Source organism: Bradyrhizobium sp. P5_C11_2 (genome assembly GCF_054049755.1).
On the sequence record NZ_JBFULT010000259.1, the window covers coordinates 1 to 10,310 of the forward strand.

Here is a 10,310-nt window from a genome sequence, read left to right on the forward strand (position 1 = left end):
CAATGACGGAGAGGAGGAGACTGCGTGAGTCCGGCTTTCGCCGTGCTCGCGGAGACGGCCCCTCACCCCACCCTCTCCCCGTAAGAACGGGGAGAGGGAGTGAGAGAGCGGTGCCTCCCTTACCGCGCGAACTACATCACGCCGCGTGCTGATGGGCGGCGATGATCTGGTCGGCGGCGCGCCCGGTCACTTCGGCCATGTGGTCGAACTGACGGGTGAAGCTGCCGCTGCCGGCCGTGGCCGAGCGCAGCTCGACGATGAGTTCGCCGATCTCCGCTTCCGGCATCATGGCGCGGACGCAGTCCCAGCCAGTCCAGCCGTCACGGGTGTCGAAGCCGAGGATCTGCCCGCGCCGCGCCGACAGGATCGCGTTGATCTTGGCGGTGGCATCGGTCGGGCAGACGATCTCGACCACATGGATCGGCTCCAGCAGCACCGGCTGGCATTGCGGCAGGCCTTCGTTGAGCCCGACCCGCGCCGCCGTGCGGAAGGCGAGGTCGGACGAGTCGACACTGTGATAGGAGCCGTCGGTCAGCGTCACCTGCAGATCGGTGACGGGGAAACCGAGCGGACCGCGCGTCAATCCGTCGACGACGCCCTCCTCCACCGCGCCGATGTAGTTGCGCGGCACCGCGCCGCCCACCACCTTCTCGGCGAACTTGAAGCCGTCGCCGCGCGGCAGCGGCCTGATGTCGAGCACGACATCGCCGAACTGGCCGTGACCGCCGGACTGCTTCTTGTGGCGGCCGCGCTGGGTGATCGGCTTGCGGATGGTCTCCTGATAGCCGATCGCGGGCGGATGCGACGTGACCTTGACGCCGAAGCGGTCGCGCAGCCGCTCGCTGGCCACGCGCAGATGCATCTCGCCCTGTCCCCACAACACGGTGTCGTGGGTCCGCGCGTTCTGCACCATCATCAGCGATGGATCTTCCTCGTGCAGGCGCGCCAGCGCCTGGCCGAGCTTGACGTCGTCCTTGCGGTCGGGGGCCGCGATCGAGATCGCGAGCACCGGCGGCGTCGGTTCCGGGGCGGCGAGTGCGGCCGGCTGGGTCTTGCCGCTCGAGACGGTGTCGCCGGTCCTGATCGGGTCGAGCTTGCCGAGCGCCACGGTGTCGCCAGCGTCCGCCGCGGCACGCTTGGTGTCGTAGGCGCCGTTGACGGCGAGGATGCCGGAGACGCGACTGGTTCCGCCGGAGGATGACTGCAGCGTCGCACCGTCATCGAGATGACCGGCAAGCAGCCGCGTCAGCGACAGCTTGCCGCCGTGCTGCGAATGCAGCGTCTTGAAGACGAAGCCGAGCGCGTCCTTGCCGTCCGGCACACCGAGGCGTTTTGCGGTCTCGGCAATGCCGGGAGCCTCGTGACGCAGCGCCTTCATCAGACGCAGCACGCCGTTCTCGCGCGCGGCCGCGCCCAGCAGCACGGGGCAGATCTGGCCTTCGCGCAATTCGCGGGCGAGGTCGTCGAACACGGCATCGCGCGGCGGCTGGATGTCTTCGAGCAACTGCTCCATCAGCGCGTCGTCGTGGTCGGCGAGCTTCTCCAGCATCGAGAAGCGGGCCTCCTTCTCGCGATCGAGATTGCCGCCTTCGAGCGCGACCACCTCGGAGGCCTTGTGCTCGCGATAGATGAAGGCGCGCTCCAGCGCGAGATCGACGAAGCCTTCGATCAGCTCGCCGTTCCAGATCGGGATCTGGCGCAGCACCAGCGGCACGCGCGAGGCCGGCTGAAGCGTAGCGAGCGTCTCGCGGATGCGCTTGCTGGCGCGATCGATCTTGTTGAGGAACAGGAAACGCGGGATCTTCAGTTCCTCCAGCTCGCGCAGGATGATCTGAAGCTGCGGCAGCTTCCTCTCGTCCGCCTCGCAAACCACCACCGCGGCATCGACCGCGGGCAACGCGGCGCGCATGTCGTGGGCGAATTCGACGGAACCGGGACAATCGAGGAAGGTGTAGCTGTCGCCCATGAAACTCGTGGTGGCGGCAGTGAGCCCGACGGTCATCTTGTGATGGCGGGCTTCTGGCGTGGCGTCGCCGATGGAGGTTCCGGCGTCGACGCTGCCGGCGCGCGGGATTGCGCCCGTTCGCGCCATGATTGCTTCAAGAAGTGTGGTTTTACCGCTTTGGAAAGGGCCCACCAGTGCAATGCACCGTGGACCTCGGGGACTTCTGACGTCTTGTCCCATTCGCCGCCTCCTTCATCTGGAGCTCGGCCCATGATTGGGTCGGCAGCGATGGATGCTCTGCCGGTCCTCCTCGTTTGGCAAGCGCGAAACGTCGCTGCGCTGCGACGTTGCCGTGATCGCGCCGATCAAGCGGCGCGATCCTCACGCACGAAATTGTTAACGGCCCGGACGGAGTTCCAGGCTCTCCAGGCCCGCGGCGACATTGAGGCCGACCTGGCCCTGCACGCTGAGCGGCTGGAGCGCGATCGAATTGTTGGAGCCGCCGACCAGCACGTTGCCGCCAAGGCCGACACCGATCGACGCACTGCCCTGCGCGCCGGCATAGGTGCCCGAGAGATCGCCGGGGCCGAGCCGGTCGACCGGCGCGAACACGCCCCAGGCCAGCGTCGTCTCCTGGGTGATGCCGATGTCGAGACCGACTTTGCGGATGGTCGCAACATAGCGATCCTCCGGCAAGCCATCGGCGCGCAGCACGCAGCCGAGATTGGTCACCGATCCCACGATGAAGCCAACGCTGGCACCGCCGCGGCATTCGAGCACGCCGACCCGGACCATCCGCTGCTGCTGAGCGCTGCCGCCCACGACGGAGGCAACCAGGCTGGCGGCGGCGAGCCCGACGACGATGAACGAACGGCGCATGAAATATCTCCGGCTATGTGTGATGCGAGCAGAGAGAGCACCCCACCCGTGTTGCGCGATGGTCTATGCCACAAGAGCCATGGTGGTGCCAGATCGCGTGCGACGATAAGCGTGCAAACAAAAAAAGGCCCGCCTCTGGCGGGCCTTTTCGCAGTCCGTCGCGACAGCCTTAGCGCAGATTGCCGCAGAAGCGCTGGATGCGCTTGCAGGCGTCTTCGAGATCCGAGGTCTTGGTCGCATAGGAGATGCGGAAGGCCGGGCCGAGGCCGAAGGCCGAACCCTGCACCACGGCGACGCCTTCGCTTTCCAGCAGCTCGGTGACGAACTCCTCGTCATTGCTGATCACCTTGCCCGACGGCGCGGTCTTGCCGATCGTGCCGGCGCAGGACGGGTAGACGTAGAACGCACCCTCCGGACGCGGGCACTCGATGCCCTTGGCCTGGTTGAGCATGGAGACGACGAGGTCGCGGCGCTCCTTGAACACCTTGTTGTTGGCGGGGATGAAGTCCTGCGGACCGTTCAGCGCCTCAACCGCCGCCCACTGCGCGATCGAGCTCGGGTTCGAGGTCGACTGCGACTGGATCGTCGCCATCGCCTTGATGAGCTGCGCCGGGCCGCCGGCATAGCCGATGCGCCAGCCGGTCATGCAATAGGCCTTGGAGACGCCGTTCACGGTCARCGTGCGGTCATAGAGTTTCGGCTCGACCTGCGCGACGGTGGTGAACTGGAAGTCGTCATAGACGAGGTGCTCGTACATGTCGTCGGTCATGACCCAGACATGCGGATGCCTGACCAGCACGTCGGTGAGCGCCTTCAGTTCGCTCCTGGTGTAGGCCGCACCGGTCGGGTTCGACGGCGAGCACAGGATCACCCATTTGGTCTTCGGCGTGATCGCGCGCTCGAGCGCCTCGGCCTGGAGCTTGAAGCCGGCCGCGGCGGTGCAGACCACCGGCACCGGCTCGCCGCCGGCGAGCGCCACCATCTCGGGATAGCTGACCCAATAGGGCGCCGGGATGATCACCTCGTCGCCCGGATTGATGGTCGCCATCAGCGCGTTGTAGAGCACCTGCTTGCCGCCGGTGCCGACGATGATCTGGTTCGGCTTGTAGACGACGCCGTTCTCGCGCTGAAACTTCCCGATGATCGCTTCCTTCAGCTCGGGAATACCGTCGACCGCGGTGTACTTGGTCTTGCCGGCTTCGATGGCGTGGATCGCCGCCAGCTTGATGTTGGCGGGCGTGTCGAAGTCCGGCTCGCCGGCACCCAGGCCAATGACGTTGCGGCCCGCCGCTTTCAGCGCGCGTGCTTTATCCGTGACCGCGATGGTCGCGGACGGCTTCACACGGTCGAGCGCAGCAGCAAGGAAGGACATCATCATCTCCTGGCGAGCGTCGTGAACCCTTGAGGCCTTCACGACTCTGATTGTGGGAATGAGGCACCCTAAAACGTGCGCCGCTGCATCGCAAGAAACTTCGGCCCGATCCCGAAAAAGTTTACGAATCCGGGCGTTTCGAGGCGCGATTCCGCGCAATATTCCGCAACTTTGCCGGCGGAAGCGCTCATATCCGGCAAGGCCTGTCCTCGGAGCAATTTTGCGTGTTGGCCGTCCTGAAATCAGACCGTCGTCATGCCCGGGCATAGCCGTCCGAAGGACGGCGTCGCTTTCGCTCGCCTATGTCCTGGGCATCCACGTTCTTTGGGCCGCGTGGCGAGGCGTGGATGGCCGGGACAAGCCCGGCCATGACGATGTGGAAACATGGTGCCCTGAACCGATCGTCCCTCTCGCGGAGCAACGCGCTGGCACGTTGACGCAAGCGTGATCTGATTTGCATCGTCGTGTGGAAATGATCTTCCGCGGCGCTGCAGTGCGGTAGGGTTTTCGAGTTTTTCTATGGCGCGGGCCTTGCGGCGGATTCGCAACGGCATCATTGTTTAGCCGCGTTGCGGGGCAACAAGCTCCGCCCTTCCCGTTCTCGGAATCGATCCTCAGGAATGTACAAGCTCTATTCRATGCAGCGCTCGGGCAACAGCTACAAGGTCCGCCTTGCGCTTGCGCTCTTGAACCTACCCTACCAGGCGATCGAGGTCGACATTCTGCGCGGCGAGAGTCGCACGCCGGACTTCCTGGCGAAGAACCCATCCGGCCAGGTGCCGCTGCTCGAGGTCGGCGAGGAMCGCCACCTCGCGGAGTCCAACGCCATCCTCTGGTATGTCGCCGTCGGCACGCCGCTGGCGCCGGAGAACCGCATCGACCGCGCCGAGGCGCTGCAATGGATGTTCTTCGAGCAGCACGCGCTCGAGCCGAACATCGGCGCGGCCTATTTCTGGCTGTCGCTGGTCAGGGGCGGCCGCGACCTCCAGGTCCATGCGCTGGAGGACTGGATGGAGCGCGGCTATGGCGCGCTCCAGGTGATGGAAAATCACCTCAAGACCAACGCGTATTTTGCCGCGCGCCAGCTCACGGTCGCCGACATCGCGCTCTACGGCTACACCCACCTCGCCGACCGCTGCGACTTCGACCTCTCGACCTTCCCGGCGATCCGGGACTGGCTGAAGCGCGTCGAAGCGGCGCCCGGATACGTGGCGATGGATTGGCGGCCGGCCGACGTCGACGACCCCGCCAGCATCGCCGCGGGCGCCTGACCGGCAACGCTGCCCTGGTGAATAGCGGGCATAGCACCGGGCTTTGCCGCAATCCCGCCATTTTCGTTGCTGCAGCCGCCGCAATATTGCCGGTTGAAACTGGGAAATTGTGGAACGTCGCGGGTGATTCGCTCGCACGTTGAAGGATTTAGACCATGATTCGGGCGTCCGGCACGGCAGGCTTTCACGGCCGACCCGCCACCGTCGCGTCTTCCCGGTTGACCAGCGCGGTGGCGGCATCGCTCGCCGTCGCGGCGCTGTCGCTGTGCCTGATCGTCACCCTCACGGTGCTGTCGACCAAGGCGACCATGGCGATGGGCCTGCCGGTCTGATCCCCGTTTCATCCTCGACCAGCCTTCAAGGCGCCGCGTGGCTCGCGCCGACCGGCATCGCGACAGGACGTCGATGAAATCACCTGTGGTAGTCGTTGCAATCACCCTGACTGCGGCCATCCTGGTCGCGGCATCGCTGTTGATTTTCACCGGCATGCGCAAGAGCTCGGGGACGTCGACGCTGAACGCGCCTGCGCTGCAGCAACGCCTCAGGCACGCGCATTTGGTCTAAAATCATCCGAAAGCTTTGCGCGCCTGCGCAAGCTCCCCTTAAGCCCACCACACGAAATCGCATTGCGCTGGCGCAACCATGGGTCAGTCTGAGGGCCTTACTCGTTCGGGAGGAGCGAGACAGGCCCATGCGGTTGGGATGGCGTGCGATCTCCGGTCCGGCGCTGACGGCAGCGATTGCGCTGCTGGCGGTCATGCTCGGCCACCACGTATCCGTCCCCTCGCCCGCGCCGCTCTTCGTCTGCATCGTGGCCGTTGCAGGCTCGCTGTCGGGCTTCGCCTCCGCCATGGCCAGCGCGGCCGTCGCGATGATCGGCGCGGCGCTGTACGTCCTCAGCCATCGCATCGGGCCCGGCTACGCCGCGGCCGATCTGGTCCCGCTCGGGCTCCTGGCGATCACGGCCGCCGCCACCGCCGCCATCACCGGACTGATGCGCGAGCGCCTGCTCGCCGCGTTCGCCTCCGAGCGCCGCAATCATGCCACCGCCGCGCGGCTGTCGGCCGCGCTCGACCAGGTCGATATCGGCATCGTGCTGCTCGATGCCGAGACCCGCGCCGAATTCATCAACCGCGCRTTCCGCGATTACTTTGCGCTGCCGGACGAAGTCGCCGACGGCAAGCCGCCCTTCATCGCGCTGATGTATCACGGCCGCGACACCGGCGCGTTCGAGCTGCCCGAGGACGAGCTCGGCGCCTTCATCGCACAGCGCATGGAGATGGTCAGAACCGGCGATGCCACGCCGATCAACATCAACTTGCGCAATGGCGAGGTGCTGCGCTTCGTCTGCGCGGCGCTGCCCGACGGCGGACGCATGCTGAGCTATACGCCGGTCACCGATCTCGTGCGCCACACCGATGCGCCCTCGCGCGCCGACTACTACCGCTCGCTGCGCGATCCCACCGGCCGCAGGCTGATCCGGTATCTGCGCGTCGCGGAGTAGTGTCGCGGCACCGTGCGCTTACAATCCGAACCAACGCTCGCGGCAGCAGCCCCTCACCCCACCCTCTCAGCGCGAGCGAAGCTCGTCGCGTCCCCGTAAGAACGGGGCGAGGGAGTGACAGAGCGGTGCATCCCTCACATAAAAGGCCCGACTAAAACTTCTGCCGTTACTGCGAGCCCTAACCTCTCCCCGGTCTTCTGCGGGGAGAGGCATAGACCGCCTTCGGCGGTCGTCCCGAAGAACGCCGAAGTGAAACTTCGGCTATGTCGCGCCAGCGATCCGGGTGAGGGGCATGGCACTCCGTTGCCACAGCTGAATGTCCATCCGAGTCGTAAGACAATTGATCGGCACGCCCCTCATCACGTATGAAGCTCTCTTCATCGATCGCGGAATTTTCACATGTCACTCACCATTCGCACCGTCACCCGACAGGACTACGATCAATGGCTGCCGCTGTGGGACGGCTACAATGCGTTCTACGGCCGCTCGGGCCCGACCGCGCTCGCGCCCGAGATCACGCGCATGACGTGGCAGCGCTTCTTCGATGCCTACGAGCCGGTGCACGCGCTGGTCGCCGAGAGCGACGGCCGCCTGCTCGGGCTGACGCACTATTTGTTCCACCGCAGCACCACCGCGATCGAGCCGTCCTGCTATTTGCAGGACCTGTTCACGCTTCAAGCAGCGCGCGGCAAGGGCGTCGCCTCTGCGCTGATCCACGGCGTCTACGAGCGGGCGAAGCTCGCGGGATCGCCGCGGGTCTACTGGCAGACGCATGAAACCAACGTCACGGCGCAGAGCCTGTATGACAAGGTCGCGGAACGCTCCGGCTTCATCGTCTATCGCAAGATCTTCTGATCCCCGCGGACGCGGAGCCTGTGGATAACTCGGCCTGTCACCCGCGCGTAACACTCCGGGATTAAGTTGCAGCTGCGTCTGATCAGGCCCCCCGTCACCGATCAAGCGCCCCAAAGCGGTCCCCGTCAGTCGCCGCGTCTGACTGGGGCCGCATTTTTTTGCCCGCTTGTCGGCATGGCAGCAACGCGGGCGGCGCCTTGCTGCTGCGGCGCAGCGCGGTCACAATGCGCGGCTGCTTTTTGTTTGACAGGGTCTCCCATGGAAATTCGTAATCTCGGCGCCTCCGGCCTTCGCGTCTCTGCGGTCGGGCTCGGCTGCAACAATTTCGGCCAGCGCACGGATCTGGAGACGTCGCGCAAGGTCATCCATCGCGCGCTCGATCTCGGCATCACGCTGTTCGACACCGCCGACATCTACGCGGGCATGGGCGGCTCGGAGACGGTGCTCGGCACCGTGCTCGGCGACCGCCGCAAGGACATCGTGCTCGCCACCAAATATTCCAAGCCGATGGCGACCGACGGCACCAAGCAGGGCGCCTCGCGCCGCTACATCATGAACGCGGTCGAGGCCAGCCTGACGCGGCTCAAGACCGACTACATCGATCTCTACCAGCAGCATGATTACGACCCGCTGACGCCGATGGAAGAGACGCTGCGCGCGCTCGACGATCTCGTCCGCCAGGGCAAGGTGCGCTATATCGGCAATTCCAACTTCCCGGCCTGGCGCATCGCCGAGGCCGAGTTCACCGCGCGCGCGATGAATGTCAGCCGCTTCGTCTCGGCCCAGGACGAATACAGCCTCGTGGTGCGCGACATCGAGAAGGACCTGCTGCCGGCAGCAACGGAATACAAGCTCGGCCTGCTGCCGTTCTTTCCGCTCGCAAGCGGCCTGCTCACCGGCAAGTACCAGCGCGGCGCCACAGCGCCGGCCGACACGCGCTTTGCCAAGGCGCCGGCGCTGCGCGACCGCTACGTCACGCCGCGCAACGAGGACATGGTCGAGAAGCTCCAGGCCTTTGCCAAGGCGCGCGGCCATTCGATGCTGGAGCTCGCCTTCTCCTGGCTCGCCGCGCGCCCGCAGGTCTCGAGCGTGATCGCAGGCGCCACCCGCGTCGAGCAGGTCGAGGAGAACGTCAAGGCGATCAACTGGCAGCTCAGCGCGGATGATCTCGCCGAGATCGACAAGATCACCAAGGGCTAGAGCATGATCCGGAAAAGTGTGCAGCGGTTTTCCGAAAAGATCATGCTCAAACAATAACCGGCGCGGCGCTATTTCGCGCCGCGTCCCACCGTCTGCATCACCTCAAAGCCCTCGAACTGGGGATGGCCGAGATAGAGCGGCTTGTTGTCGCCGGCGCGCTGATGCGCGGCACGGAAAGCCTCCGACTTGGTCCACGCCTCGAACGCGGCATGGTTCGCCCACACCGTGTGCGAAGCATACAGCGTGTGGTCCTCGAGCTCGGGGCCCCTGAGCAGATGGAATTCGACGAAGCCCGGCACCTTGTCCAGATGCGTGTCGCGCGACAACCAGACCTGCTCGAAGGCAGCTTCAGAGCCCTTGGCGACGCGAAAGCGGTTCATGGCGATGTACATGGGCATGGTCTCCTGAAGTGAGGGAGGCACCGCCCTCTCACTCCCTGGCCCCGTTCTTACGGGGAGAGGGTGGGGTGAGGGGCCGCCTCCGCGAGTTCGGTTTGAATTGTAGTCGATGCGCGTGGTGCGCGCACGGTCGTTGTGCGAGTCGGATGGACCGCCATTTGAGCAACAGAGTGCCCTGCCCCTCACCCGGATCGCACCGGACGATGCTTCGCATCGCCGGGGCAATCCGACCTCTCCCCGCAAAGAGCGGGGAGAGGTTAAGACGCGCCGCACATACTTGGCGATCATTCGATTGGTTCTGCCCCTGTGAGGGACGCACCGCCCTCTCGCTCCCTCGCCCCGTTCTTACGGGGAGAGGGTGGGGTGAGGGGCCGCCTCCGCGAGTTCGGTCTGAATTACGGTGAGAACACCTTCGATATTCCCAAGGACGTCGTTGTTCCAGAAACGAAGCACCTTGTAACCCTTTTCCCCCAGGCGTTCATCACGAATAGCATCTGCAACGGATTCATTGTGCTGCCCGCCGTCGACTTCAATGACGATCCGCTTCTCGCGACACACGAAATCGCAGATGTAGCCGATGATCGGTTCCTGCCTGACGAACTTGTTGCCATCGATGCGTCGATTGCGGATTCGATTCCAGAGCACCGTCTCTGCATCTGTTTGATCCACGCGCAGTCGTCGTGCACGTCGGATGGACTTCTCATCGTGGCCACGCATTGCCTTGCCCCTCACCCGGATCGCTGCGCGATCCGACCTCTCCCCGCAGAAGGGCGGGGAGAGGTTAAGTGCATCTCGATAGGTCTTCCAACTAAACCCCGCTGTAAGGGACGCACCGCTCTCTCACTCCCTCGCCCCGTTCTTACGGGGAGAGGGTGGGGTGAGGGGC

The 10,310-nt window shown here is 65.1% G+C and carries 11 protein-coding genes; 6 read left to right on the forward strand and 5 right to left on the reverse strand.

What is annotated here, in order from left to right:
• Positions 1–136: 136 nt before the first annotated feature.
• From ACXJL8_RS22750 to ACXJL8_RS22760, 3 genes are all read right to left on the reverse strand, one after another.
• The gene (locus ACXJL8_RS22750; protein ID WP_456623409.1) at positions 137–2,185 is read right to left on the reverse strand and encodes an elongation factor G; all 2,049 of its coding nucleotides are present in this window, start codon (positions 2,183–2,185) and stop codon (positions 137–139) included.
• 156 nt (positions 2,186–2,341) lie between these two features.
• Entirely contained in the window at positions 2,342–2,824 is a 483-nt protein-coding gene (locus ACXJL8_RS22755) for a DUF992 domain-containing protein (protein WP_456623410.1), read from the reverse strand.
• 169 nt (positions 2,825–2,993) lie between these two features.
• On the reverse strand, positions 2,994–4,196 hold the full coding sequence (locus ACXJL8_RS22760; RefSeq protein ID WP_456623411.1) for a pyridoxal phosphate-dependent aminotransferase: 1,203 nt from the start codon (positions 4,194–4,196) through the stop codon (positions 2,994–2,996).
• A 620-nt stretch (positions 4,197–4,816) separates the two neighbouring features.
• Between ACXJL8_RS22760 and ACXJL8_RS22765 the strand changes: the two genes are divergently transcribed.
• The 6 genes from ACXJL8_RS22765 (at position 4,817) to ACXJL8_RS22790 (ending at position 9,026) form a co-directional block, all read left to right on the forward strand.
• Positions 4,817–5,467 carry a glutathione S-transferase family protein gene (locus ACXJL8_RS22765; RefSeq protein ID WP_456685627.1) on the forward strand — a complete coding sequence of 217 codons (651 nt, stop codon included), beginning with the start codon at positions 4,817–4,819 and terminating at the stop codon, positions 5,465–5,467.
• Between the two features lie 155 nt (positions 5,468–5,622).
• Positions 5,623–5,799, forward strand: a complete 177-nt coding sequence (locus ACXJL8_RS22770; RefSeq protein ID WP_456623413.1) for a hypothetical protein — start codon at positions 5,623–5,625, stop codon at positions 5,797–5,799.
• Positions 5,800–5,836: 37 nt separating this feature from the next.
• Positions 5,837–6,031 carry a hypothetical protein gene (locus tag ACXJL8_RS22775; protein WP_456685628.1) on the forward strand — a complete coding sequence of 65 codons (195 nt, stop codon included), beginning with the start codon at positions 5,837–5,839 and terminating at the stop codon, positions 6,029–6,031.
• A gap of 127 nt (positions 6,032–6,158) precedes the next feature.
• Complete coding sequence (locus ACXJL8_RS22780) at positions 6,159–6,971, forward strand: PAS domain-containing protein (RefSeq protein ID WP_456623414.1); 813 nt, start codon at positions 6,159–6,161, stop codon at positions 6,969–6,971.
• A 399-nt stretch (positions 6,972–7,370) separates the two neighbouring features.
• On the forward strand, positions 7,371–7,826 hold the full coding sequence (locus ACXJL8_RS22785) for an N-acetyltransferase family protein (protein WP_456623415.1): 456 nt from the start codon (positions 7,371–7,373) through the stop codon (positions 7,824–7,826).
• 258 nt (positions 7,827–8,084) lie between these two features.
• Entirely contained in the window at positions 8,085–9,026 is a 942-nt protein-coding gene (locus tag ACXJL8_RS22790; RefSeq protein WP_456623416.1) for an aldo/keto reductase, read from the forward strand.
• 68 nt (positions 9,027–9,094) lie between these two features.
• Here the strand turns inward: ACXJL8_RS22790 and ACXJL8_RS22795 are convergent, their stop codons facing one another.
• Both ACXJL8_RS22795 and ACXJL8_RS22800 read right to left on the reverse strand, forming a co-directional pair.
• Positions 9,095–9,418, reverse strand: a complete 324-nt coding sequence (locus ACXJL8_RS22795; protein ID WP_456623417.1) for an antibiotic biosynthesis monooxygenase family protein — start codon at positions 9,416–9,418, stop codon at positions 9,095–9,097.
• Positions 9,419–9,769: 351 nt separating this feature from the next.
• Positions 9,770–10,141, reverse strand: coding sequence for an endonuclease domain-containing protein (locus ACXJL8_RS22800; RefSeq protein WP_456623418.1), 372 nt, complete (start codon positions 10,139–10,141; stop codon positions 9,770–9,772).
• Between the last annotated feature and the right edge of the window lie 169 nt (positions 10,142–10,310).

What these genes read in the sequence shown, in the direction of transcription:
- ACXJL8_RS22750 (WP_456623409.1), bottom strand. Translation starts at nt 2,185, where the DNA reads ATGGGACAAGACGTCAGAAGTCCCCGAGGTCCACGGTGCATTGCACTG.
- ACXJL8_RS22755 (WP_456623410.1), bottom strand. Translation starts at nt 2,824, where the DNA reads ATGCGCCGTTCGTTCATCGTCGTCGGGCTCGCCGCCGCCAGCCTGGTT.
- ACXJL8_RS22770 (WP_456623413.1), top strand. Translation starts at nt 5,623, where the DNA reads ATGATTCGGGCGTCCGGCACGGCAGGCTTTCACGGCCGACCCGCCACC.
- ACXJL8_RS22785 (WP_456623415.1), top strand. Translation starts at nt 7,371, where the DNA reads ATGTCACTCACCATTCGCACCGTCACCCGACAGGACTACGATCAATGG.
- ACXJL8_RS22790 (WP_456623416.1), top strand. Translation starts at nt 8,085, where the DNA reads ATGGAAATTCGTAATCTCGGCGCCTCCGGCCTTCGCGTCTCTGCGGTC.
- ACXJL8_RS22795 (WP_456623417.1), bottom strand. Translation starts at nt 9,418, where the DNA reads ATGTACATCGCCATGAACCGCTTTCGCGTCGCCAAGGGCTCTGAAGCT.
- ACXJL8_RS22800 (WP_456623418.1), bottom strand. Translation starts at nt 10,141, where the DNA reads ATGCGTGGCCACGATGAGAAGTCCATCCGACGTGCACGACGACTGCGC.